Origin of the sequence: Sphingomonas epibiotica (genome assembly GCF_039615155.1) — a bacterium.
Lineage (GTDB): Bacteria > Pseudomonadota > Alphaproteobacteria > Sphingomonadales > Sphingomonadaceae > Sphingomonas.
In genome coordinates this window covers 525,222-551,034 of the sequence record NZ_JBDGHY010000002.1, presented here as the reverse complement: position 1 = coordinate 551,034, position 25,813 = coordinate 525,222, and the positions used below count along the sequence as shown (strand labels likewise).

16 protein-coding genes are annotated in these 25,813 nt (G+C 65.2%); 2 read left to right on the top strand and 14 right to left on the bottom strand.

Features of this window, described 5'->3' with window-relative positions; translation table 11 throughout:
• Nucleotides 1-2 precede the first annotated feature (2 nt).
• The 4 genes from AAIO73_RS06275 to AAIO73_RS06260 are packed head-to-tail and all read right to left on the bottom strand — an operon-like array spanning nucleotide 3 to nucleotide 5,215.
• Nucleotides 3-2,564 (bottom strand): GcvT family protein, encoded by a 2,562-nt coding sequence (locus tag AAIO73_RS06275; RefSeq protein WP_345876875.1) that lies wholly within the window; start codon nucleotides 2,562-2,564, stop codon nucleotides 3-5.
• A gap of 55 nt (nucleotides 2,565-2,619) precedes the next feature.
• Nucleotides 2,620-3,477, bottom strand: a complete 858-nt coding sequence (gene purU, locus AAIO73_RS06270) for a formyltetrahydrofolate deformylase (protein ID WP_345876874.1) — start codon at nucleotides 3,475-3,477, stop codon at nucleotides 2,620-2,622.
• Nucleotides 3,478-3,512: 35 nt separating this feature from the next.
• Complete coding sequence (locus tag AAIO73_RS06265; protein ID WP_345876873.1) at nucleotides 3,513-4,445, bottom strand: electron transfer flavoprotein subunit alpha/FixB family protein; 933 nt, start codon at nucleotides 4,443-4,445, stop codon at nucleotides 3,513-3,515.
• Between the two features lie 20 nt (nucleotides 4,446-4,465).
• A complete protein-coding gene (locus tag AAIO73_RS06260; RefSeq protein WP_345876872.1) occupies nucleotides 4,466-5,215 on the bottom strand; it encodes an electron transfer flavoprotein subunit beta/FixA family protein in 750 nt (249 codons plus the stop codon).
• A gap of 146 nt (nucleotides 5,216-5,361) precedes the next feature.
• Here AAIO73_RS06260 and AAIO73_RS06255 point away from each other — a divergent pair, with 146 nt between their 5' ends.
• Nucleotides 5,362-6,444 (top strand): GlxA family transcriptional regulator, encoded by a 1,083-nt coding sequence (locus AAIO73_RS06255; RefSeq protein ID WP_345876907.1) that lies wholly within the window; start codon nucleotides 5,362-5,364, stop codon nucleotides 6,442-6,444.
• Here the strand turns inward: AAIO73_RS06255 and AAIO73_RS06250 are convergent.
• The 10 genes from AAIO73_RS06250 to glyA all read right to left on the bottom strand — a co-directional run bounded on the left by AAIO73_RS06250 (nucleotide 6,426) and on the right by glyA (nucleotide 21,711).
• Nucleotides 6,426-8,420, bottom strand: a complete 1,995-nt coding sequence (locus tag AAIO73_RS06250; protein ID WP_345876871.1) for a tetratricopeptide repeat-containing sulfotransferase family protein — start codon at nucleotides 8,418-8,420, stop codon at nucleotides 6,426-6,428. The two genes, AAIO73_RS06255 and AAIO73_RS06250, sit on opposite strands and share 19 nt — an antisense overlap.
• Before the next feature lie 62 nt (nucleotides 8,421-8,482).
• On the bottom strand, nucleotides 8,483-10,954 hold the full coding sequence (locus AAIO73_RS06245) for a TonB-dependent receptor (RefSeq protein WP_345876870.1): 2,472 nt from the start codon (nucleotides 10,952-10,954) through the stop codon (nucleotides 8,483-8,485).
• A 214-nt stretch (nucleotides 10,955-11,168) separates the two neighbouring features.
• Nucleotides 11,169-13,163 carry a BCCT family transporter gene (locus AAIO73_RS06240; RefSeq protein WP_345876869.1) on the bottom strand — a complete coding sequence of 665 codons (1,995 nt, stop codon included), beginning with the start codon at nucleotides 13,161-13,163 and terminating at the stop codon, nucleotides 11,169-11,171.
• Between the two features lie 314 nt (nucleotides 13,164-13,477).
• Entirely contained in the window at nucleotides 13,478-13,963 is a 486-nt protein-coding gene (locus AAIO73_RS06235; RefSeq protein WP_345876868.1) for a prolyl-tRNA synthetase associated domain-containing protein, read from the bottom strand.
• Between the two features lie 10 nt (nucleotides 13,964-13,973).
• Nucleotides 13,974-15,335, bottom strand: coding sequence for an L-serine ammonia-lyase (locus tag AAIO73_RS06230; protein WP_345876867.1), 1,362 nt, complete (start codon nucleotides 15,333-15,335; stop codon nucleotides 13,974-13,976).
• Nucleotides 15,336-15,340: 5 nt separating this feature from the next.
• The gene (locus AAIO73_RS06225; protein ID WP_345876866.1) at nucleotides 15,341-15,880 is read right to left on the bottom strand and encodes a sarcosine oxidase subunit gamma; all 540 of its coding nucleotides are present in this window, start codon (nucleotides 15,878-15,880) and stop codon (nucleotides 15,341-15,343) included.
• A complete protein-coding gene (locus tag AAIO73_RS06220) occupies nucleotides 15,873-18,854 on the bottom strand; it encodes a sarcosine oxidase subunit alpha family protein (RefSeq protein ID WP_345876865.1) in 2,982 nt (993 codons plus the stop codon). Before AAIO73_RS06220 ends, AAIO73_RS06225 begins: the two co-directional genes overlap by 8 nt.
• Nucleotides 18,851-19,135: a sarcosine oxidase subunit delta gene (locus tag AAIO73_RS06215; protein WP_345876864.1), complete on the bottom strand. Its 285-nt coding sequence runs from the start codon at nucleotides 19,133-19,135 to the stop codon at nucleotides 18,851-18,853. The genes AAIO73_RS06220 and AAIO73_RS06215 overlap by 4 nt, the downstream gene beginning before the upstream one ends.
• Nucleotides 19,136-19,147: 12 nt before the next feature.
• Nucleotides 19,148-20,401, bottom strand: coding sequence for a sarcosine oxidase subunit beta family protein (locus tag AAIO73_RS06210; RefSeq protein ID WP_345876863.1), 1,254 nt, complete (start codon nucleotides 20,399-20,401; stop codon nucleotides 19,148-19,150).
• Nucleotides 20,401-21,711, bottom strand: coding sequence for a serine hydroxymethyltransferase (glyA, locus tag AAIO73_RS06205; RefSeq protein WP_345876862.1), 1,311 nt, complete (start codon nucleotides 21,709-21,711; stop codon nucleotides 20,401-20,403). Before glyA ends, AAIO73_RS06210 begins: the two co-directional genes overlap by 1 nt.
• 349 nt (nucleotides 21,712-22,060) lie before the next feature.
• On the opposite strand from glyA, the gene AAIO73_RS06200 reads away from it, so the two are divergent.
• A complete protein-coding gene (locus AAIO73_RS06200) occupies nucleotides 22,061-25,708 on the top strand; it encodes a lamin tail domain-containing protein (RefSeq protein WP_345876861.1) in 3,648 nt (1,215 codons plus the stop codon).
• Nucleotides 25,709-25,813 lie beyond the last annotated feature (105 nt).

Below are 25,813 nucleotides of genomic sequence, written 5' to 3'. Positions count from 1 at the left end.
GATCAACTCTTCGGCTTGCGGTTTTCGGGGTCGTAGAGCGGTCGGTAGCCGACCGACGCGACCTCAACCGGATATCGCTCTCCGAAATATTCGACCTCGAGTCTCCGGCCCTCCTGACATAAGGCCCAGGGCAAATAGGCCAGCGCGATATTCTTGCCAATCGACGGGCCATAGGCGATCGAGGCGGTGTAAGAGCGCCGCCCCAGTTCATCGACCGGCACCTCGCCCGTTTCCGGGTCGATCACCGGCAGGATACCGACCGGATACCGCTTCACGCCCTTGGCATCGACATTGTCGGTCATGACGAGCGTACACAACTTGGCAGGCTGATGCTCCCGCGCGCGATGCTCCAGATGCTTCGCCTTGCCGCGGAAGTCGGCCGCCTTGGCCTTGGGCCGCGCCAGATCGGCCTCCAGCAGGTTGTAATGGGTCAGCAGGTCCGCGTTCTGGAGGCGAAGGCTCTTCTCCATACGTCGCGAATTGGCATAGGTTTCGATGCCGACCGCGATCACGCCGGTCGCGCGTAGTGCGTCCCACACCGCCAGCCCGTCTTCATAGGCCATGTGCAGTTCCCAGCCCTGTTCGCCGACATAGGAAATGCGGAACGCCATGACGTCCTTGCCCGCGATACGAACCATGCGGATCGCGGCGAAGGGGAAATTTTCGAGCGACAGCGCCTCGGGATCCTCGACAACCTTCTGCAGATTGACGCGCGCGTTCGGACCCCAGATGCCGATGGTGACATTTTTCTCGGTCACGTCGGTGACGGTCACGCCCAGCCCGCGATCCTGCGCCACCCGCCGCATGTAGTGCACGTCGCGCGGGCCCGCATCGGCGCCGTTCACCAGCCGACAGCGATCGGCGAGGCGGAAGACGGTGAAGTCAGCGCGGACGTTGCCTTCGTCATCAAGGAAATGGGTATAGATGCCCTTGCCGACGCTCTCGTCGCCGCCGACCTTGGCCGCGCACAGCCACTCCATCAGCGCGACATGGTCCGGCCCCTCGATATCGGTGATGTGGAAGTGCGACAGGTTGATAAGCCCGCAATCGGCGCTGAGTTCGAGCTGTTCGGCGTTCGACACGCGCCAGAAATGGCGGTTGTCCCATTCATTCTCGCGCACCGGCACCTGATCGGCGTACTTGTCGAGCAGATGCTCGTTGGCGGCATAGCCGTGCGCGCGTTCCCACCCGCCGAGTTCCATGAAATAGCCGCCCAGCTCCTTCTCGCGCTCCCAGAAGGGCGAGCGGCGGATGCCGCGCCCGCCCGCAAACGGCTCGCGCGGGTGGACCGGCGGATTGTAGATCTTGGCGGCGGTTTCGAGGCAGCGTTCCTCGATGAACGTCGCTTCCAGCTGGAACGGGTTAAACCGCGCATAGTCGATGCTGGCATGGTCGATCGCGGTGCGCCCGTCGGTCATCCAGTCGGCGACCAGCTTGCCCATGCCCGGGCCGTCCTTCACCCAGATGCCGACCGCATACCACAGGCCGCGCACCTTCTGGCTCTCCCCGATCGACGGACCGCCATCGGTGGTCGTCTGAAGCAGGCCGTTGAAGGAATGCCCCTCATTATAGCCCAGCTCGCCCAAGATCGGCGTCAGTTCGATCGCGCGCTCCAGCGGTTCGAGCACCTGCTCCATCTCCAGATCGCGCTGCGACGGCGACAATCGCGCCTGATCCTTTTCCAGCAGCTCGCGCGGATGGACGAGGCGCGGGGCATGTTCCTCGTAATAGCCCCATTCGATCTGGCCGCCCTCGGTCGTCTTCGGGTCGCCCGTGTCGCGCATATAGGCCGAATTGCCCTGATCGCGGAGCAGCGGATAGCCGATGTCCTTCCCCGTACCCTCGAACTCGGTGTACGGCCCGAAGAAGGTCAGCGGGTGGTCGACCGGAAACACCGGCAGGTCCTCGCCCGCCATCTCGGCGATCAACCGTCCCCACAGGCCGGTGCAGACGACGACATAGTCGGCCATGATGGTGCCGCGCGTCGTGACGACACCTTTGATCCGGCCATCCTCGATGACGAGCGATTCCGCCTGGTTGTTGGCGAAGACGGTCAGCTTGCCCGCATCGACCGCCTGGTCGATCAGCTTGCCCGCCACCGTCTGCGACCGCGGCACGACCAGACCGGCGTCCGGGTCCCACAACCCGCCCTGCACCAGGCTTTCCTCGATCAACGGGAACTTCGCCTTGATCCCGGCGGGATCGATCAGCTCCGCGCGGGTGCCGAACGCCTTGCCAGAGGCAACCTTACGCCGGATCTCGTCCATCCGCTGGTCGTCGCCGACCCGCGCGACCTCCAGCCCGCCGATCCGCGAATAGTGACCCATCTTCTCGAAGAAATCCATCGAGTAAAGCGTCGTCCACGTCGTCAGATAATCGTGGCTGGTCGCGTAGCAGAAGTCGGAGGCGTGCGCGGTCGAGCCGATGTCGGTCGGCACGCCCGACTTGTCGATGCCGACGATATCGGTCCAGCCGCGCTCGACCAGATGATGGACCACCGATGCGCCGACGATGCCGCCGACGCCGACGATCACGACACGGGCCTTTTCGGGAAGCGCAGCCATCTTCAATCCTTTGCGTCAGAGATAGGGGCCAGAAGCAGTACGGCGGCGCGCGCAATCACGGTGCGAACACCACGGTGCGGTGGCGGTTGAGCATCACCCGTCCTTCGAGATGATATTTGACCGCGCGCGCCAGGACCCGCGATTCGATGTCGCGTCCGGCCGCGACGAAATCCTCACTGGTCAGGCTGTGGCTGACCCGCTCGGTCTCCTGCTCGATGATCGGCCCCTCGTCGAGGTCGGGCGTGACATAATGGGCGGTCGCCCCGATCAGCTTCACGCCGCGCTCATGCGCTTGGTGATAGGGCTTGGCCCCCTTGAAGCTCGGCAGGAACGAGTGGTGGATGTTGATGACGCGGCCGTACAGCCGCTCGGACAGATCGTTGGACAAGACCTGCATGTACCGCGCCAGCACCACCAGTTCGGCGCCCGTCTCCTCGACCAGATCGAGCAGCTTCGCCTCCTGCTCCGCCTTGTTCTCCTTCGTCACCGGCCAGTGGTGGAAGGGGATGCCGTCGATCTCGGCAGCGGCACGCGCCACGTCGTGGTTGGACACGATCGCCACCACATCGGCGTTCAGCCAGCGCACCTTGATCTGGTAAAGCAGGTGATGCATCGCATGGTCGAATTTCGACACCATCACGATGATCTTCGGCCGTTGCGCCATGTCCGTAACGGACAGGTCGAGACCGAATTGCTCCTCGGCGGGCTGGAGCGCGTGTTCGATCGCCTCGCGGGTGATGTCGGGCGCGACCGTCACCGCGATCCGCAGGAAGAAATGATCGGCCTGACGATCCCAGAACTGGTTCGACTCCAGGATATTGGCGCCCAGCCCCGCCAGCGCGGTGGTGACGCCGGCGACGATGCCGGGCTGATCCGGGCAGCCGAGCCGGATGACGTAGGACTTCTCGCTCATGGACGGGCCTCGTTCGGGAATTGCGTTCGATCGGCTCAGAGTTGGCGCTCGAGTTCGGGGACGAGGTCGAACAGGTCGCCGACCAGGCCATAGTCGGCGACCTGGAAGATCGGCGCATCCTCGTCCTTGTTGATCGCGACGATGACCTTGGCGTCCTTCATCCCGGCCAGATGCTGGATCGCGCCGGAAATGCCGCAGGCGACATACAGGTCGGGCGCGACGACCTTGCCGGTCTGTCCTACCTGCCAATCGTTCGGAGCATAGCCGGCATCGACCGCCGCGCGCGATGCGCCGACCGCCGCACCCAGCCGGTCGGCGAGCGGCAGGATCGTTTCGCGGAATTTCTCCGCCGAACCGAGCGCCCGTCCGCCCGAGACGACGATACGGGCCGCCGCGAGATCGGGCCGGTCCGTGGCGGCAAACTGGTTCTCCACGAAGCGCGACAGGCCGGGATCGACGGGATCGCCGACCGCGACGATCTCCGCCACCGCCTCACCTGTTGCCGTCGGCGCGAAAGACGCGGTGCGGACGGTCACGACCTTCACGGGATCGCCCGAACGCACCGTCTGCACCGCGTTACCGGCATAGATCGGACGCTTGAAGGTGTCGGGCGCGATCACCTCGACAACCTCCGACACCTGCATCACGTCGAGCAGGGCGGCGACGCGCGGCAGCACGTTCTTGCCGGTGCTGGTCGCCGGTGCGACGATGGCGTCATAGTTCGCGGCCAGCGCGACGAGCAGCGCCGCAGTCGGTTCGGCCAGCCGCTGTTCCAGCGCCGCCGCTTCCGCCAGCAGCACCCGGCGCACGCCGGTAAGCCGCGCCGCGGCCTGGGCGACGCCCGCAGCGCCCTGCCCGGCCACCAGGATGTCGACCGCATCGCCCATCTGCGATGCCGCGGTCAGCGCCCGCGCGGTCGATTCGGAAAGATCGTCATTGTTGTGCTCGGCGAGCAGCAGGATCGTCATGTCTGGTCTCCCGATCGCGATTACAGGACGCAGGCCTCGGCCCTGAGCTTGTGGGCGAGCTCGGCGACGGAGGCGACGCGGACGCCCGGCCCGCGCAGCTTCGGCTCCTCGGTCGCAAGGACGGTCAGGCGCGGGCCGACATCGACCCCGAACTCCTCCACGCTCGCCTCGTCCAGCGGCTTCTTCTTGGCCTTCATGATATTGGGCAGCGTCGCATAGCGCGGCTCGTTGAGGCGAAGATCGACCGACACGACCGCGGGCAGCGCCACGTCGATCACCTGCAACCCGCCATCGACCTCGCGCGTCACGGTCGCGCGGTCACCAGCAATCGCGATCCGCGAGGCGAACGTCGCCTGCGACCACCCCAGCAACGCCGACAGCATTTGCCCGGTCTGGTTGGCATCGTCGTCGATCGCCTGCTTGCCCAGCAGGATCAGGCCCGGCTGCTCCTTACCGACGACCGCCGCCAACAGCTTCGCGACAGCCAGCGGTTCCGGCATCGCCTCTGCGCGGATCAGGATCGCGCGGTCCGCACCAACCGCCAGCGCGGTGCGCAGCACGTCCTGCGCTTGGGCGGGGCCGACGGAGACGACGACGATCTCGGTCGCGACGCCGGCCTCTTTCAACCGCACCGCTTCTTCGACCGCGATCTCGTCGAACGGATTGATCGACGTCTTTACATTGGCGAGGTCGACGCCCGACCCGTCGCCCTTGACACGAATCTTGACGTTATGATCGACGACGCGTTTTACCGGCACCAGAACTTTCATGCTGCTGCTCCCCACCACGATCATGTCGTGGACGTGCAAGAATTGCCTTGAACATCAGTAGGTTTGCGACAGGCATTACAGAGCCGGAAAGGATAATTGCGTCAGAACGCCACAAACTCTACGACATGTGACAGAAATTGGTCGAGATGACGGAGGCGCGATTGAACATGGTGACATCGGCACTGGACGCCGCGCAGCGCCGTCGTGCTGCAGGACTTCGTTTGTCGGTGGGCTTTATCCTTGCCCGCAAGTTCACCCTGTGTGCGTTCGCCAATTTCGTCGACGTGTTGCGCCTCGCCGCAGACGAGGGCGACCGCAGCCGCCACATCGCCTGCGACTGGAAGGTCATATCGGACACCAGCGCCCGGATCCCGTCCAGTTCGGGGATCAGCATCCAGCCCGACGAACAACTCGGCGATCCCAGCCGGTTCGACTATATCGTGGTGATCGGCGGCCTTATCGACGAGATCGAGGGGTTCGGCTCGGAATATACCGCCTATCTTCGCAAGGCAGCGGCGCTCGGCATTCCGCTGGTGGGCGTCTGCACCGGCGCCTTCCTGCTGCACGGCGCGGGACTGCTCGACGGGTATAAATGCTGCGTCAGCTGGTTTCACCACCGCGATTTCCTCGAACAATTCGACGGGCTGGACCCTGTTTCCGACCGCATCTTTATCGTCGACCGCGATCGGCTGACGTGTTCGGGCGGTGCGAGTTCGGCGCACCTCGCCGCTTATCTGGTCGACCGGCATGTGGGCCGGGCGCAGGCGAGCAAGAGCCTCCACATCATGATCATCGACGAGGCGTTGGGCGGCGAGAAGGCGCAGCCGGGCGCGATGCTGAACTATCGCACCGACGATCCGATCGTACTGCGTGCGTTGATGATTACGCAGCAGAATATCGAGATGCCGCTGTCCGTCGCCGACATCGCGGAGCGCATGGGGAAAAGCAAAAGGCAGCTCGAACGCCGGTTCAAGACCGCGCTGGGCGTATCGCCGCAGGTCGCGTTCATGGACGTGCGCCTGTCGCTTGCGCATCACATGCTGCAGACCACCGACAAATCGATCACCACGATCGCGGTCGAATGCGGTTTTTGCGATTCCTCGCATATGAGCCGCATGTTCCGCCGCCGCTTCGGCCGGTCGCCGCTGGAGGCACGCGCCTCGCTGTCCGGCGCGTGCCGCGCTCCGACGAGCGACGCGGCGATGACCGCTCAGCCGGGCGCAGCCTGACCCATTCCGGACGGGTCGGGCGGCATCATCCCCAGCGCCCGTTTCAACGGGTCGAGCCATGGCTCGAACGGCCGCCACTGCGCCATGCCCGTGCGATAGATGGGCTGACGGACCTGCTCCGAACTCGCGGTACGGACCGACCGCCGGGTCTTGTGGAAGTCGAGGCACGCCGGCTCGAACGCCAGAGCGCAATGGTCGAGGATGCGGCGGACCTGCCCTTCCAGATCGTCGATCATGTCCTCATATTGCACGCGAAGCACCTTGTCCGGCAGCACCGCGTCCCAATGCGCCATCAGCCGTTCGTAGCCGCGATAATAGCGGCCGACTTCTTCGAGGCCGTAGGTGAACTCCTGCCCCTCGGCGAACAATTGCTTGAAGCCGGAGAAGCAGCAATCCATCGGATCGCGCCGGGCATCGATGATCCGGGCGTTGGGCAGGATCAGGTGGATCAGTCCGATATGCCGGAAATTGTTCGGCATCTTGTCGGTAAAATGCGGTCGTCCGGTGCGATGGATCAGCGTCTCTTCCAGAAACTCCCGCCCGAAGCGCGCCAAGTGGTCGCGTGACAGCCCGGCCAGGCAATCGGGATAGATCTCTTCCTGGTCGGCGCGGCGACGGCCGTTCAGCCGGTGCGCCAGCGCCATGATATTGGGCAGTTCCAGCGTCCCCTCGACCCGGCTGTGCGAGGCGAGAATCTGTTCGACCAGCGTCGATCCCGCACGCGGCAGGCCGACGATGAAGATCGGCGCATCGCTGGGGTCGCCCGATCCGGCCAACCGGGCGATCAGCTCGGGCGTGAAGAAGCGGATCTGCGCCGCCATCTCCCGGTCCATCGCATCGGCGTCATAGCGCGACTGTTCGCGGCGCAACCGATTGCCGGTATCGTAATGCGCGAAGGCGGCGGCGTGGTCGCGCCGGTCCTCATACGCCTTCCCCAGCGCGAAATGCAGATGGGCACGATCGTCGATCGAGGTACCGGGTGCAATGGCGGCAGCGTTCATGGCGTCCATCTCGGCATCGGTGAAGCGATAGGTCTTGAGGTTGGCGAGGCTCCAATAGGCGTCGCCGAAATCGGGCTGCGCGCCATAGGCCGCGCGATAGGCGGCGACGGCCTCGTCCTGCCGCCCGATCGTCTTCAGCGCATGGCCGCGCGCCAGATGCGTGCTTGCCGCCGCCGCGCCCGACGCCACCAGACGGTCGTAGATCGCCAGCGCCTCGTCATAGCGACCAATCGCCGTGCTTTCGTTCGCAAGCGTGTTCTGGAACAGCGGATTTTGGGGATCGATCGCATGCAGCCGCTCAGCCTGCGCATGGGCGGCGGCGAATTTTTGGCGCTTGTGCAGCACCCCGACATAATCGAGCCGCGCGAGCGCATAATCCGGTTCGAACTCCAGCGCGCTTTCGAGCAGATATTCGGCATCGTCATAGACGTGAAGCCGCTTGCCGATATCGGCAAGCAGCCGCATCGCCTCGACATCGGCCGGATGCGCCCGCAGATAGCGACGGCACAGTTCCTCGGCCGGTTGCAGCCGCCCTTCGTAGATCATGCTGGCGACCGCCAGCAGTTCCTTGGGCAAAGCGCTAAGATAGGAAACTTCTTCTCGCGCCCGCTCCGCCGCGCGTCGATCGTCGGCGTTGAGCGCGATCAACGCGCGCCAACTGGCGACCAGCGTCGGATTGCCGGCGATGGCCCGATCATAGGCGGCGCGCGCTTGGTCCGGACGGTCGAGCGCGACCAGTACGTGCCCGCGCTCCTGCTCCGCCCGCGCGTAATCCGGATGCGCGGCCGTCAGCCTCTCCAGCGTCGCGAGAGCGTCGTCCAGCTTGCCCTGATAGCGCTGCGCGACCGCCATGACGTACAACAGGTCGCGATCATCGGGCACGGCGGCCAGGCCGTTCCGAGCCAGTGTCTCTGCATCGGCCAGCCGTCCGGCCTGAAGAGCGATCTTCGCCTGATCCGCCGCCATCGCGCTCATTCGATCTCCATGGAATTGGCGCTCCCTGGCATCCTTGCGGATGCCGGGGAGCGCCGCCATCGTTACATGTCTACCGTGACCTTCAACCCGATGGTCCGCGGCCGGTTGGTCGTGATCCGCGGAATCTGGTCCTGGTTGTTGTAGAATAGTTGCGCCCGCGTATCGGTCAGGTTCTCGCCATAGATTTCGAAGCGATACTTGCCGACGACGAAGCCGCCGCTGGCGTCGAACGTGCTGTACCCGTCTTGCCGGACCCGCAGCGCCGAAGCGAGCGAGTTGTAGCTGTGCGCGGCCAGTTGCGTTCCGACCTGGGCAAACCAGCTTCGGTCCCCCTCCAGCAAGCCGTCATAGCGCAAGCGGACATTGCCCTGGATCTTCGGCGTCAGCGGCAACTGGCTGCCGACCGGGGCCAGTTCGATCACAGTCGACTGCGTACCGGTCAGCTTCGCGTCATTGTATGATACCGCGCTGAACAGCGTCAGCGGCGGCGCGAGCTTGACCGTCAGATCGCCTTCGAAGCCGTTGATGCGTGCATTCGCCGCATTGTCGATGAAAGTCAGGTTAGACACGTTGACGGTATCGAGGCGCGACACCTGGATATTCCTCCAGTCGACCCGATAGAAGCTGCCGTTGAAGCGGACCTTGCGATCGAACAGGTCCGTCTTGAACCCGAGTTCATAGTTCTTGACGCTGTCGGAGACATAGTTGACCGGAACCGTCGGATAGGCCGGATTGAACGATGGTGCCCCGCCGCCACGATTGAACCCGCCCGGGCGGAATCCTTCGGAATAAGTAGCGTAGAAGAGCAGCCGCGCCGTGGGCTTGAACGTCAACGTCGCCTTGGGAACGAAGCCCTTTTCCCGCAGCTTCGGGCGGTTGTAGATGCGGCCACCGGCACCGGGAACCGTGGAATCGGTGCCGAGATTGGCGAAGTTCGACGAACCGTAGAATTCCGTCGTCTGCCAATAATACCGCCCGCCGCCGCTGAGGATCAGCTTCCCGGGAACGATATCGAACGCGGCCTCGCCATAAATCGCCTTCTGCTCACCGATACGGGTGATGTCGTTGAAGAAGGCGACACCGGCAGGCCGCGTGCCGGGATCGATGTTGCGTGCAGCCGTAATCGGCGCGTTGCGCGCGAAACCGAGTTGCGGGGTCGCCTCATACACATAGTCGTCGAGCGCCTCGAGCTTCGTGCGGTCGTAGAACAGGCCGGCCGTCAAGCGAACACGCAGGTCCTGCGGCGTCGAAAGGCGCGCCTCCTGCGTGAAACGCCGGATGCGCTGGTTGCCGTTATACCCCTTGACCGGATCGAGACAGCGACGCGGCGTCGTATAGGTGCAAGTGTAGTAGGCGGCGAATGCACCGGTATTGGTGTAACCAGTATAGTCGACCGCCTGCGCGATCTTTCTATCGAGGAATGCGCCGGTATAGACGAGATCGAGACCCTTCAGCCGGCCGTTGACGGTCCAGGCGGTCTGACTGAACTTGTCGCGCAGGAAGTCGGGGAAGAAGCGCGTCACCTCCAGATCGCCGACCTTCGGATCATAGTCGAACACGCCGTCTGTATCGAGAACCTGCCGCGCATGTGTGACGAGGATGTCGAGATCGGAAGACACCTTGTACGCCGCGCTGAGGCGCACGCCGCGATAGCTGGCATCGTTGAAGTTCTTCTGGACGAGGTTGCTGTTGTTGGCGGTCTCGTAGGTCGTCCCCGGTGCCGAGGGCAGCGCACTGTTGACGGCTGGGCTTGGCGTATAGGTGCCGGGAACGTTGTCGATATAGCCGCCCCGGTGCGCCGAATAGAACACGCCGCGCACTGCCAGATTGTCCGCCAGCGGCACGTTGACGAAGCCCTCGACGGCGTTGCTCATGTCGCCGCTCTTGGTGAACTCGGCGGTGCCGGTCACGCTGGCGCTCAACCCGCTCATGTCGGGCTTGTTCGTGATTAGCCGCACTGTGCCGGCCATCGAACTGGCACCGAACAGCGAACCTTGCGGTCCGGGCAGCACCTCGATCCGCGCCATGTCGGTCACATAGACATCGAGGTTCCGGCCCGGTGACGTCACGGGCTGCTCGTCGAGATACATCGCGACGTTCGGTTCGGAACCCTGCGCCCCCGACAGCAGCACCGTGACCGCGTCGGTGGCCTGGCCACGAATATACACGTCGTTCTGACCGGGGCCTCGGCCGCCGGAACGGACGCTCGGCAGATACTTCACATAATCGTCGAAGCTGGTGATGTTCAGATTGCTCAAAGCCTTCGTATCGAGCGCCTGAACCGACACCGGCACGCGCTGGATGCTTTCGTTGCGCTTGGTTGCGGTGACGACGATCTCTTCGATGCCGTCCTGCGAACCCGCCGTCGCGGCGGTGGTTTGCTTGCCGACCTCATCGCCTGTGGACGCAGCGGGCGTTGCCGCCCCGCCCTCTACCGCCAGCGCGGCGGAGCCGTCCGCGGCGACCTGCGCCCATGCCGGCTGCCCACCCAGCACGACTATCGTCAATGCAGATGTCGCGTAAAGGCTACGCATACACGATAGATTACGATCCCTCTTCATTCCCGCCTCCCTCAATGAAACCAGACGGCTAGGTTACCTGGCCATCCCATCTTTCCTCCGGCGCGATTGTCTATTGTTATATTTATCGGTGTTACGCTCGGCCCGAACATTGGCGGCGCCGTTACATTAACCAGCTTATGGACTGGCTATCCTTGGCAATAGTGCGACCTGCCCGTTCCGGCGCCGCTCACTGCTGCCGGACGTCCGGGGCATGATCGGGCGCTTGCGACACCAGCAGCGCGTCGGGGGATCGCGACAGGGCAAGGTGACGCTCGAACTGTACGAGCACGTCGGCGATGACCTGATCCTGGCAGAGCCCGAGAATGTCGTAGCCCTGACCGCCACAGGCGAAGAAGGTGCGCGCCTCGAACCGGTCCTCGATCGCGATCGCATCTGCTGCCGATAATGTCGCACGCGGACGGGCCGTTACCCGGACGCCGTAAACGAAACAGCGCTGACCCGGGGTCGGCGACTCCAGCCAGGCGCTGTCCTCGTCCTGGCGAACGCCGGCCGGCCGGCCACGGGCGCTCAGTTCGTCCGCGACCGCCTGCAATGCCGGCAACGCGGTATCGGCGAGGAAGCCGCGTACTTCTCCGGCGGTCGGCGTTTGCAGCGCGAAGCTCAGCCGCGCCTGCCACGACCGGCCGGCGGCCGGTCGGGCATGCCCCGCTACCGCCCGGCCGTTCAAGGCATATTGCGCCATGTCGGCGCGCATCCCGCGGAACAGGCCGTAGACCAGGGTCAGCATCACGATCGCGAAGGGTAGCGCGGCGATGATCGTCGCCGCCTTCAACGCAGCAAGGCCCCCTGCCAACAGCAGAATGATCGTGACCAGCGCTTCCAGCACGCACCAGAACAGCCGCTGCGCGGAGGTCGTCACCGTCTTTCCGCCCGACGCGATAATGTCCATCACCAGCGATCCGGAGCTTTGCGAGGAGATGAAGAAGATGCCGATCATGAACACGGCGAGCGCGGTGGTGGCGCTGGAAAAGGGCAGATAGTCGAAGAACTTGAACAACGCGATCGAGACATTATCGCGGACCGCCGCCGACAGCGCGCCGTCGGCGACGCCGTGATCGAGGTACAGTGCCGTGTTGCCGAAAACCGTCATCCATACGAAGGTGAAGATCGTCGGCAGCAGCAGCACCGCGAGAATGAACTCCCGCACCTTCCGCCCGCGCGAGATGCGCGCGATGAACATGCCGACGAACGGCGCCCACGACATCCACCATGCCCAGTAGAACAGCGTCCACGCGTTGATCCAGGCGTTGGGCGCATAGGCATAGACGTTGAAGGTGCGGGGTACGAACGTCGTGAGATACAGGCCGATATTTTCGACGAGATCGCGCATCAGCACGATCGTCGGTCCGGCGACCAGCACGAACAGCATGAGCCCGATGGCGAGCAGGATGTTGAGCTCGCTGAGCCGCTTGATCCCCTTGCCCAACCCCGACAGCACCGACAGCGTCGCGATCGTCGAGATGACGACGATCAGCAACACCTGCACCCCGACGTTCATCGGCACGCCGACCAGATAGTTGAGCCCGCCATTGACCTGCTGCACGCCGAGACCGAGCGACGTCGCAAGGCCGAAGACGGTGCAGCAGATCGCGAAGATGTCGACTGCATCCCCGATCCGGCCGTGGATGCGCTGCTTCAGGATCGGGTACAGGCCCGACCGGATCGTCAGCGGCAGATTGTAGCGATAGCCGAAATAGCCGAGCGACAGGCCCACGACCGAGTAGATCGACCAGGCATGGATGCCCCAGTGGAAGAAGGTGATGCTCATCGCATCCTGCTGCGCCGCGATCGACCGCGCCACGGCATCGGGCGGCAGCACGTCATGCATGATCGGCTCGGCGACGCCGTAATACATTAGCCCGATGCCCTTGCCCGCGGCGAACAGCATCGCGACCCACGAGGCAAAGCGGAAATCGGGGACGCAATCGTCGGGACCGAGCTTCAGGTCGCCGAACCGGCTGAAGGCAAGGATGGTCACCGACAAGAGAAAGACGCCGACGGCAAGCAGGTAGAACCAGCCGAGCTCGGCCAGGATGCTCGCCTCTACCCTCGACAGGATCGCTTCAGCTTGGTGCGGCAGCAACGCCCCTACACCCAGCAGGACCGCGATGACGCCAACCGAACCGTAGAATACCGGTGGATTGATGACGAACCTGTTCACCCCGTTCGGTCCCCTGTTTATCGATACATTACTGCCGTTGCCCGCATGGCCCGGCCGAAAGGTGCATGTTTCCCCTGCTTGTGATCTTTGGTTGCCCGGCTCTGATCGATCGTCAGGCACTCGGCTTGGCATGAAGAAGAGCATGGCGGCTGCCGCCCGGACCATCAGGACTGCGACATGGGGCCGTCACGAATGCGTCATCACCGACATATTTCGGATGCAGAACGAACGCTGTGATAAAATTGTCATCGTTGCGATGCAGCAGGGCCGAATCTTTGCGCTCCGGACGAATCGGTTTCCCCGGCGGCAGTCCGTCAGGGCAGCGCGACGACACGCACCGCATGCCCGCGTTCTTCCAGCCACGCTACCAGAGCAGCAAAGGACAATGCGACCGTCGCGCTGTTGCGCAGCGGATGCACCGCGATCCGCTCGCTCCGCTCGAACGCGGCATCGAACACCAGCGATACCGCGCCCGGCGCGGTGTTCGCGATGGCCAGCGGCGTGACCGCACCGGGCGTCACCCCCAGCACCGCCGCCATCTCTTCCGCCTTGCCGAACGAAAATTTGCCTGCACCCAGCAGTTCCGCATAGGCCTTCAGATCGGCGCGGCGGTCGCTTGGCAAGACGATCAGCCATAACTTCCGGTACTTGTCCTTCAGGAACAGGTTCTTGGTATGCGCGGCCGGTAGCGCGGCGTGGATCGCGGCGCTTTCGTCGACGGTAAAGACCGGCGGATGCTCGAGTTTCTCGACAACGATCCCGGCCCTGTCGAGTTCGGCAAAGAGTTCGTCTTCGGTCATGATCCGCCCTTCAACATTCCGGAAAGCTGACGGCCAGCCCGCCTTGCGACGTTTCCTTATACTTGGCGTGCATGTCGGTGCCGGTGCGCATCATCGTTTCGATGACCTGATCGAGCGATACGATATGCGTCCCGTCGCCGCGCAGGGCCAGCGAGGCGGCGTTGATCGCCTTCACCGCGCCGAACGCATTGCGCTCGATACAGGGCACCTGCACCAGCCCGGCGATCGGATCGCAGGTCATGCCGAGATGATGTTCCATCGCGATCTCGGCGGCGTTCTCCACCTGAGGATCGGTCGCGCCCATCGCCGCGGCGAGGCCGGCGGCGGCCATCGCGCTGGCGGTGCCGACCTCGCCCTGGCACCCGACCTCCGCGCCGGAAATGGAGGCGTTGAGCTTGGTCAGCACGCCGATCGCGCTGGCGGTCAGCAGGAAGTCGTGCATCCCCGCCCGGTCCGCGCCCGGCCAAAAATCCCGGTAATAGCGCAGCACCGCCGGAATGACCCCCGCCGCGCCGTTGGTCGGGGCAGTCACGACGCGACCGCCCGCCGCATTCTCCTCATTCACCGCGATCGCGAACAGGCTGACATGGTCCATGATGCTATGCGGCGCCTGCCGATTGCGGAAGCGATCGCCCTCCAGCTTCTGACGCAGCGCGTGGGCCCGGCGCGGCACCTTTAGCCGGCCGGGCAGGATGCCCTCGGTGTGCATCCCCCGATCGATGCAAGTCATCATCACCTCGATCACGCGGTCGAGATACGCCTCCATCTCGACAGCCGACGTACGCGACAGTTCGTTCGCGCGCATCACTTCGGCGATGGTCAGGCCATGACAGCGACAGATCGCCAGCAACTCGGCCGCCCGGCGGAACGGAAAGGGCGGGTGCGCCTCGTCCTCGGTCAACGCCGTGTCGCCGACCATATCCTCCGGCACGATGAATCCGCCGCCGATCGAGCACCAGCGTTCGCTGAACGCGACGTCGCCATCGGGGCCGAACGCCGACAATCGCAAGGTATTGGGATGGACCGGCGTCGCGCCGACGCGGTCGAATACGATATTGACGTCGGGATCGAAGTCGATGGTGCACCCGGCGACCACCAGCCGCCGCTCGCGCCGAGCCTGTTCGACGATCCCGTCGATCTGTTCGGGCGCGATCGCATCGGGGAGGTAGCCGGCAAGGCCGAGTACCACCGCCTTGTCGGTCGCGTGGCCCGCCCCGGTCCATGCCAGCGACCCCAGCAGATCGACCCGGACTCCCGCAAAGACGACGCCGTGCAGGTTGCGCGCAAAGCTGTACGCAGCCTTCATCGGCCCGACCGTATGCGACGAGGACGGTCCGATGCCGACGCGGAATAGGTCGCGGACGCCCAGCATCGCGCTTACGCCTCGGTCTCCGCGATGCGCAGCAGCCCCTCGACATAGCGTGCGAACGACCGCCACACCTCGATATGGAAGCGGTCCGCCGCGCGCCGCCACAGGACGATCTCCGCCTTGTCATACATCGTCCGGGTACACATCCCGACGGGAAACGCGGCAAGCGACAGGTCGAGCGCGCAGCCGCTCGCCAGCAGCGTCTCTGCGGTCGCCCCGCCGTCGACGATCTCCAATGCGACCTGCCGGTGGCTGACATCGACCAGCGAGCACAGGACGTCGCCCAGTTGCGTCTGAAGCGTCGCCACCCAGCTATCGGGGGCATTCGCGGACAACAGCAACCATTCGTCGGGTCCCAGCCACAACGCGCTGATCCCGGCATCGACGACAGAGCGACAGGCTTCGCGCGGCAGGGCAATACCCAGCCGATCGGACACGCTATCGACCATTGCGGCCCGACAGCGAAGCACGGCGCGGCCGAAATGGCCCAAGGGGCGGATCGATACCGTGCCGGGCGTAACGGATGATGCGGGAGAGCGATCAGACATCGATACGGGTCCCTTCCGGATCGTAGAAGACAGGCGCGACGACTTCGACCGGGACCGGTCCGCCGGGCATCGGGACGTGCAACGTCTCGCCCTGCCGGCCCCTGCCGCCGCGTACCAGCGCCAGCGCGATCGGTGCGTCGATCGCCGGGCTGTGATAGGCTGAGGTGACGTGGCCGATCGGCGTCTTCGCTGCGGACGGCGTCACGATCTGCGCGCCTTCCTCCAGCACCGTCCGGCCGTCCAGCGTCCTGAGGCCGACCAGCTGCTTGCGATCGGGTGCTGACATGGCCGGACGCGCCAGCGAGCGCTTGCCGACGAAGTCGGGCTTGGCCTTTCCGATCGCCCAGGAGAGGCCGACATCGTCGGGCGTGACCGTGCCGTCGGTTTCCTGACCGACGATGATATATCCCTTCTCGGCGCGCAGTACGTGCATCGTCTCGGTGCCATAGGGGACCATGTCGAAGGTCTTGCCGCGTTCCCAGATCGCTTCCCAGACCTGCCGGCCATAGCCGCTCGGCACGTTCACCTCGAAGCCAAGCTCGCCCGTGAAGCTGACGCGCATCAATCGCATAGGCACGCCGCAGATGCGCGCGTCGGCGATGCTCATATGGGGGAAGGCCGCCGCCGACACGTCGAGCCCCTCGATCAGCGGTGCCAGGACGTCGCGCGCGCGTGGCCCCTGCACCGCGATGACGGACCATTGTTCGGTCGTCGAGGTCAGCCAGACGTTCAGGTCCGGCCATTCGGTCTGGAGATAATCCTCCATCATGTTGAGGACGCGCGCCGCGCCGCCGGTGGTGGTGGTGACGTGGAAGCGATCCGCCGCCAGTCGACCGACCACGCCGTCGTCGAGGACGAAGCCGTCCTCGCGCAGCAAGACGCCGTAGCGGCACTTGCCGACGCCCAGCTTAGTCCAGGCGTTGACGAAGAAGCGGTTCATGAACTCGGCCGCATCCGGCCCCACCACCTCGATCTTGCCGAGCGTCGAGGCGTCGAAGATGCCGACGCCGCTACGCACGGCGGCGCATTCGCGCGCCACCGCCGCGTGCATGTCCTCGCCGGCACGCGGGAAGTAATGCGCACGTCGCCAGTTGCCAACATCCTCGAACGCCGCGCCCTGTTCCTTGGCCCAGTCGTTGATGGCGGTAATCCGCGCCGGGTCGAACAGGTCGCCGCGCGCATGGCCGGCCAGCGCACCGAACGTCACCGGCGTATAGGGTGAGCGGAAGGTCGTCAGCCCGATCTCCGGGATCGACCGACCGGTCGCCTCCGACACAATGCCCAGTGCATTGATGTTCGACAGCTTGCCCTGATCGGTTGCCATGCCCGTCGTGGTGTAGCGTTTGACGTGCTCGATCGACAGGAACCCTTCGCGCGTGGCGAGTAGGATATCCTTGGCGGTGACGTCGTTCTGCCAGTCGACGAACGCCTTCGCCTTGGTCAGGTCGCTCGACGTCGGGGCGGCGCCCATATAGCCGCCCGTCCCCAACGTGTGTCGGACCTTCACCGCGGGAGCCGCCGCCGAACCGGTCGGCGCGATCCCTGCCGCCGACACCGCGTCGCGACCGGCCGCGATGCCATCCGCCAGCGCATCGGCAAGCGCGAAGCGGCCGCGACAGGCACCCGCCGACCGCTCCGCTTCCGCCGATACGTCGGGCAGATAGGCCTGCATTGCCTCGTCCCACGCGAGTTTCCCGCGCGATTGCGAGAAGAGGTGGACGCTGGGGGTGAAACCCCCCGCCATCAGCACCGCGTCGCAGCGGTGGCGGCGGGTCGCACCATCCGCCGTGATGGTAACGGATTCCACGCGCAGCCCGCCGGTCGTGCCGTCGATCTTCGCATCGGTCACCACCGGCAGACCCGCCTGCAATGCCGCGTCCGACGCCGCCGAGCGCGGACGGATGTCAGCGACTGCCGCGACCGTCACGCCCGCCGCCGCCATCTCGTGCGCGACGCGATAGGCATTGTCGTGCGCGCCGACGATGACGATCGTCCGCCCTACCGCAACGCCATATTGCTGAAGATAGGTCCGCGCCGCATCCGCCAGCATGATCCCGGGCCGGTCGTTGTCGGGGAAGACCAGCGGACGCTCGATCGCGCCGGTCGCCAGCACCACCTGCTTCGCGCGGACCTGCCACAGCCGCTCGCGCGGGGCGCCCCTGGCCGGCGCTGGCAGATGATCGGTCAGCTTCTCGGTCAGCCCGATCCAGTTGTGCGGATAATAGCCGAACGCGATCGTGCGGGGCAGCAGCGTGACGTTGGGCAGCGCGGCGAGCGCCGCCAGTTCCCCGTGCAGCCAGTCCGCCGCCGCCCGACCGTCGATCACGGTATCGACCGCCGCCAGCAGCGACCCGCCGAACCGCGCGCGATCGTCGCACAGGATCACCCGAGCGCCCGCCTCCGCCGCCTGCCGGGCCGCCACGATTCCCGCCGGGCCGCCGCCGATCACCAGCACGTCGCAATGCGCATAACGCTGGGTATAATGGTCGGGATCGGGCACGCTGGGGGCAATGCCCAGCCCGGCGGCCTCGCGAATGCGCGGCTCGTACAGCCGGTCCCAGGCCTTTTTCGGCCACATGAACGTCTTGTAGTAGAAGCCCGCCGGAATGAAGCGGCTCAACAGCTTGTCGTTGACCGCCATGCGGTCGTTCTCGAGGCTGGGGTGCCGGTTCTGGCTGACCGCATCCAGCCCGTCGTACAGCTCGACCTGCGTCGCCAGCAGATTGGGGGTATAGCGCGCCGCGTCGCGACGGATGCCGACCAGCGCATTGGGTTCGTCCGCCCCCGCGCCCAGGATGCCGCGCGGCCGGTGATATTTGAACGACCGCCCGACCAGATGCACGCCATTGGCCAGCAGCGCGGAAGCGAGCGTGTCGCCCTCCTGCCCCGCATAGCGTTTGCCATCGAAGGTGAAGTGGATCGTCGCGTCGCGGACCACGGTGCTGCGGGCGATACGGTGATGCGGGGGCTTCATGCGCGCTCCACCTCCGGGGGCTGTTCGCCGACCTGGTACGTCGCGAGGAACGTGTCGCTGCGCGTGTCGCGAAGGGCGTTGAAGAAACGGGCGCAGCCGTGCAGGTGCCGCCACCGCTCGGCATGGGTGCCCTTCGGGTTGGAGCGCGTGTAGAGATAGGCGGTCCACTCGGCGTCGTTCAGGTCGGCCGGCCGGACCGGGCGGTCGATATGCGCCTCGCCGGCATAGCTGAACTCCAGCTCGGGCCGCTCGCCGCAATAGGGACAGGGGATCAGCAGCATCGCTACGCCTCTTTAGTGGGCGACGGCGGCAGCCGCCGCCTCGTCGATCATGAACCCGTCGCGAAAGCGCTCGATCGTATAGGGCGCGTTGATCGGGTGGGGCTCGTCCTTCGCCATGGTATGCGCCAGCAGGTGCGCCGCGCCCGGCGTCGCCTTGAACCCGCCGGTGCCCCAGCCGCAATTGACGTAGAGGCCTGGCACCGGAGTCTTGGCGATAATCGGCGAGCGATCGGGGGTGACGTCGACGATCCCGCCCCAGCTGCGCAGCATCCGCATCCGGCGGAACTGCGGGAACAGCTCGCAGATCGCCTCCAGCGTGTGGGTCGCGATGTGCAGCCCGCCGCGCTGCGTATAGCTGGTATAGGCGTCGGTCCCCGCGCCGATCACCAGCTCGCCCTTGTCCGACTGGCTCATATAGGCGTGGATGGTGTTCGACATGACGACACAGGGGAAGACCGGTTTAACCGGCTCCGATACCAGCGCCTGGAGGGGATAGCTTTCCAGCGGCAGGCGGACATCGGCCATCCCCAGCACCACGCTGGTATGCCCCGCCGCCGACACGCCGACGCGCGTCGATCCGATGAAGCCGCGCGTCGTCTCCACGCCCGACACCGCACCCGATGCGTCGCGCCGGATACCGGTGACTTCGCAATTCTCTATGATGTCGACGCCGAGCGCATCGGCCGCGCGCGCATAGCCCCAGGCGACGGCATCGTGCCGCGCGGTGCCGCCGCGCCGCTGCAATGCCGCGCCCAGAACGGGATAGCGCATGTTGCGTTCGATGTTCAGCGGCGGACAGAAGGCCTTCGCCTCCTCCGGCGTCAGCCATTCATTGTCGACGCCGTTGATCCGGTTGGCGTGGACGTGGCGCTTGAAAACTTGCACGTCGTGGATGTTGTGCGCCAGCATCATCACGCCGCGTTGCGAGAACATGACGTTGTAGTTGAGCTCCTGGCTAAGCCCTTCCCACATCTTCAACGCATGGTCGTACAGCGCCGCGCTTTCGTCGAAGAGATAGTTGGAGCGGATGATCGTCGTGTTGCGGCCGGTATTGCCGCCGCCGATCCAGCCCTTCTCCACCACCGCGACGTTGCGGATGCCGAACTGGCTGGCGAGATAATAGGCCGCGCCTAGCCCGTGCCCGCCGCCACCAACGATGATCGCATCATAGGCCGCCTTGGGGCTGGCGTTGCGCCATTGCGGCTTCCACCCCTTGTGACCGCCCAGTCCCTGCCGGAACAGCGAGAATGCGGAATAACGCTGCATCAGCCGCGCGCCGTATCGTAGATCGGATAGCGGGCGCACAGCGCGAGAACATCGGCGCGCACCGCGTCGATCAGCGCCTCCGGCACCTCCCCCTCCGACGCAGCGTCGAGGATGCGGTTGATCAGGCGACCGACTTCCTGAAAAGCCGGAACATCGAAGCCGCGGCTGGTCAGGGCCGCACTTCCCAGACGAATGCCAGACGTCACGAAGGGTTTCTCCGGATCGAACGGGATGCCGTTCTTGTTGCAGGTGATGCCGGCCGCATCGAGCAGGTGCTCGGCGCGCTTTCCGGTCAGCTTCTTGGGCCTTAAGTCGACCAGCACGATGTGCGTGTCCGTGCCGCCCGACACGATCATATGGCCGTTCGCCTCCAGTACCGCGGCCAGCGCCCGCGCATTCTCGACCACGCGGCGGGCATAGTCGCCGAATTCGGGTTGCAGCGCCTCGCCGAACGCGACCGCCTTGGCCGCGATGACATGTTCCAGAGGCCCGCCCTGGATGCCGGGGAAGATCGCGGCGTTGAACTTCTTGGCCAGCGCCTCGTCATTGGTCAGGATCATCCCGCCGCGCGGGCCGCGCAGCGTCTTGTGCGTGGTCGTCGTGACGACATGCGCATGGTCGAGCGGATTGGGATGCGCGCCCCCCGCCACCAGCCCGGCGAAATGCGCCATGTCGACCATCAGCAGCGCATCGACGGCGTCGGCAATCTCACGGAACCGGGCAAAATCGATCTGTCGCGGATAGGCCGAGCCACCGGCGATGATCAGCCGAGGATGATATTCCCGCGCCAGCTCGGCCACCGCGTCATAATCGATGCGCTGATCGTCCTGGCGCACGGCGTAAGGGATCGCGTTCAACCACTTGCCCGAAAAGGTCGGCGCCGCGCCATGGGTCAGGTGCCCGCCATGCGCGAGGCTCATCCCCATCAGCGTGTCGCCCGGTTTCATCAGCGCGAACTGCACCGCCATGTTCGCCTGCGCGCCCGAATGCGGCTGGACGTTGGCGAACCTGGCGCCGAACAGGCGGCAGGCGCGGTCGATCGCAAGCTGCTCGGTGACGTCGACATGCTCGCACCCGCCGTAGTAGCGACGGCCGGGATAGCCTTCGGCATATTTGTTGGTCAGCACCGACCCCTGCGCCTGCAGCACCGCGGTCGACACGATATTCTCCGACGCGATCAGTTCGAGCTTGTCGCGCTGCCGCCCCAGTTCGGCGTCGATCGCAGCGGCAACCTCGGGATCGGTCAGGGCCAGCGCCCCGCCGAAGAACGCGTGGCCGACGTCGCCGCCGCGATTGCGCGTATCCGCCATGTTGGTCCTCCCTCGTCTCTATCGGGGAGGATGCGGACTGACCGGGCTGACCGCTGGGACAAGCGCGCCGCCAATCGTGAAGATTTGCGACAGCCGTCAAAGTGCGGAACATGAGAAGCAGCGGGTCAGCGAGCGCGATGACGCCCCGCGAAGTGGACGGACGAAACGGATCGCAAGCAGTTCCGGGAAAAGCGCGACCGCATCTGACAGACTCGTGCGGGAACGCCACTCATTATTAACCATGTGTCATGCGGACGTCATGACACGGTAATCGCCATGCCACGCAGTCCCTGCACTCCAACATCTCTTCGCGGCGACAGGCCGCAACGGGACGCGCAGGGAGTGGGTGATGGATCTTTCGAACTATGTCCGGGTCGGCCGCTACGACCTGCCGGAACCCACCCGCACTGCGGCCCCCGCCGGCAATGTGCTGGGACAGGAAGCGTCGGGCGTCGCCTATAACTGGGATACCGACACGCTGTTCATCGTCGGCGACGGCGGCCGGTCGATCACCGAAGTCGACAAGACCGGCAAGCTGGTCAGCACCATGACGCTGGGCGCGGGCAACAGTCCGCAAGGCACCGCCTTCTTCGATCCCGAAGGCATTACCTATGTCGGCAACGGCCAATTCGTCTTCACTGAAGAACGCGACCGCAACGCCGTGCTTATCACCTATGAAGCAGGCGCGACGAAGACCCGCGCCGATGCGCAGGTCGTCAACCTCGGCACCTTCGTCAACAATATCGGGTTGGAAGGGTTGAGCTACGATCCGCTGACCAAGGGTTTCATCTTCGTCAAGGAAGCCGGTCCGATCGGCGTGTTCCAGACGACGCTGGACTTCGCCAACAACATCGCCAGCAACGGGTCGGCGACGACCGAAAATTCGGCGAACCTGTTCGACCCGGCCCTGCTCGGCCTGTCCGACGTCGCCGACGTGTTCGCGCTATCGAACATTCCGTCGCTGGCCGGCACCAGCGAAGCCGATAATCTCCTCATCATCAGTCAGGAGGAAGGCAAGATCGTCAAGGTCGATCGCGCCGGCAACATCCTGAGCGAGCTGGTCATCAAGACCGATGCCGGCAACCCGCTGGGCGTCGCCGACCAGCAGCATGAAGGGATTACCGTCGATCGCAACGGCTTCATCTACGTCGTCAACGAAAATGGCGGCGGCGACGCCGATCATCCGCAACTCTGGGTCTATGCCCCCGCCGACTTCCCCAATGCCGCGCCGACAGCGGTCACGCTGGCCAACGCGCTGTCGGAGATCGAGGAGAATAGCGGCACCGCCCGCCGGACGAAGGTCGCCGACGTGCTGGTCACCGACGACGGCATCGGCGTGAACCAGCTGGCGGTCACCGGCGCCGACGCCACCTTCTTCGAAGTCGATTCGACCGGCCTGTATCTGAAGGCCGGAACGAAACTCGATTACGAGACCAAGACCAGCTACGCCGTTACCGTCACCGTCGACGATCCCAATGTCGGCGGCGCGGTCGATGCCAGCGTCGATTACGTGCTGAACGTTACCGACATCACGAACGAAGTCGCGAAGCCGACGCTGTTCATCTCCGAAATCGCGCCATGGTCGAGCAGCAACAGCCCGGTCGCCGCGGATTGGTTCGAAGTCACCAACAATGGGGATGTCGCAATCGACATCACCGGATGGAAGATGGACGACAATTCGGCGCAGTTCAGCAACGCGCGTGCATTGACCGGTATCGACAGAATCGGCGCGGGCGAGTCGGTGATCTTCTTCGAAACCGCCGATCTGGCCGCGACCAAGGCGGCGTTCATCGACGCATGGTTCGGGGGGAAGGCACCGGCGGGACTTCAATTCGGAGCCTATACCGGGGCGGGCGTCGGCCTCAGCAGCAATGGCGATCAGGTCAATCTGTACGACACCGCGGGCGAGGTGCGTGCCAGCGTCAGCTTCGGCGCGTCGCCCGCCGCCAGCCCATTCGCGACCTTCAACAACGCAGGCGCGATCAACAACGGTGAAGTCACCACCTTGAGCGAAGCCGGCCGGAACGGCGCGGTCGCGGTTGGCGACGGCGCGACCGCAGCGATCGGTTCGCCCGGTACCGTCGGCAAGCTGTTCGTGTCCGAGGTCGCTCCCTGGGCAAGCGGCGACAGCCCGGTCGGTGCCGACTGGTTCGAGGTCACCAACTCGACCGGTCTCGCCATCGACCTGACCGGGTGGAAGGTCGACGATAATTCGCAATCGCCGATCGCCGCCGTCGCCCTGGCCGGCGTCGAGGAGATCGCGGCCGGGGAATCGGTCATCTTCGTCAATGGCGGCGCCGCCGAGGTTCAGGCGTTCATCGCCACCTGGTTCGGCGGCAAGCTGCCCGACGGGGTCCAGATCGGCACCTATACGGGATCGGGGATCGGCCTCAGCACCGGTGGCGATCAGGTCAACCTTTACGATGCCGTCAATACGCTGCGGACCAGCGTCAGCTTCGGCCAGTCGACCGCGCTGCCCTCGCTAGCGACGTTCGACAATGGCGCCGGCTTGACCGGCGCGATCACGCAGATCAGCACCATCGGCAGCAACGGCGCCTATCAGGTGACGACCGCAAACGGCACCGAGACGGGATCGCCGGGGTCGATCCGCACGATCGTCGACGACAGCAATGTCGCGCCGAGCGCCGTCACCCTCGCCAATGCGCTGGGCAGCATCGATGAGAACAGCACTACGCTGAACCGGATCAAGGTGGCCGATATCGCCATCGTCGATGACGGACGCGGCACCAACGCACTGGGCCTGACCGGCTCGGACGCGGCCTTTTTCGAAGTCGATGCGAACGGCCTGTATCTCAGGGCCGGCACCAATCTCGATTACGAGAGCAAGACCAGCTACGCCGTCACCGTCACCGTCGACGACCAGACCGTGGGCGCGACGCCCGACGCCACCACCGATTATGTGCTGAACGTCCGCGACATCGCGAACGAAGGCATCGGCCCGGCGATCCGCATTACCGAAGTTGCGCCCTGGGCCAGCGGCGACAGCCCGGTCCGCGCCGACTGGTTCGAGTTGACCAACTTTTCCGATGCAGCGGTCGATATCGCCGGGTGGCGCGTCGACGACGATTCGAACAGCTTCGCCGCATCGGTCGCACTGGGCGGCGTGACCAGCATCGCCGCCGGGCAATCGGTGATCTTCCTGCAGACCAGCGACCTTGCCTCGACCGCCAGGACCTTCGTCGAGACCTGGTTCGGTGGACAGGCACCGGCCGGGCTGACCTTCGGCAGCTATACCGGTTCGGGCATCGGGTTGAGCGGAAGCGGCGACGCGGTCGTCTTGTTCGATGCCGCCGGCGCCGTTGCGGCCAACGTCACCTTCGGCGCGTCGACCGGCGTCCCGGCGCTGGCAACCTTCGACAATGCCGCCGGGCTGAACAATGCCCGTCTGACGACGATCGCCACCGCCGGCGTCGACGGCGCCTTCACCGTCCCGGGCAGCACCGGGAACAGCGAGACCGGATCGCCCGGCTACATCGCGCGATCGCGTATCGTCGGCGGGGCCGACAATGACGTGCTCGACGGTACGGTCCTCGCCGACCTGATCGAGGGTGGCGCGGGCAACGATACGCTGTCCGGCAATGCCGGCAACGACCGGTTGGTCGGCGGAGCGGGATCGGACACCATGCGCGGCGGTGCGGGCGCCGACGCGTTCTTCTTCTCGATCGGCGACAACGGCCTGTCGCGTGCCCGGGCGCAGACGCTCGACCGCATTCTCGACTTCTCTTCGGAGGATGTGCTGGTCACCGACGTCGCGCTGTTCGACAGCGACGGCAACGGTGTCGTCACCTTCGGCCGCAACAAGCTGCTCGACCTGACCGGCGGCGGGCAGGTCAGCATCATGGGTGCCGCCGGCAAGCGCGTCGTCGCGCTCGAATATGACGGCATCTGGCGCGACGAGGCGACCGGCATCGACCATTATGTCTATAGCCTGGTCGGATCGGCCGCGGGCGTCGCTACACTCGATCTATCCGCCTGACCGGTCCCGGCACATCCTCGGCATCGTATCTGCCGCTTCCGCCGCAACGATGCTCGCGGATGCTGTCGGTCGCCCGTTGGGTCGCCCGCCCGGACCGCGGCGGAA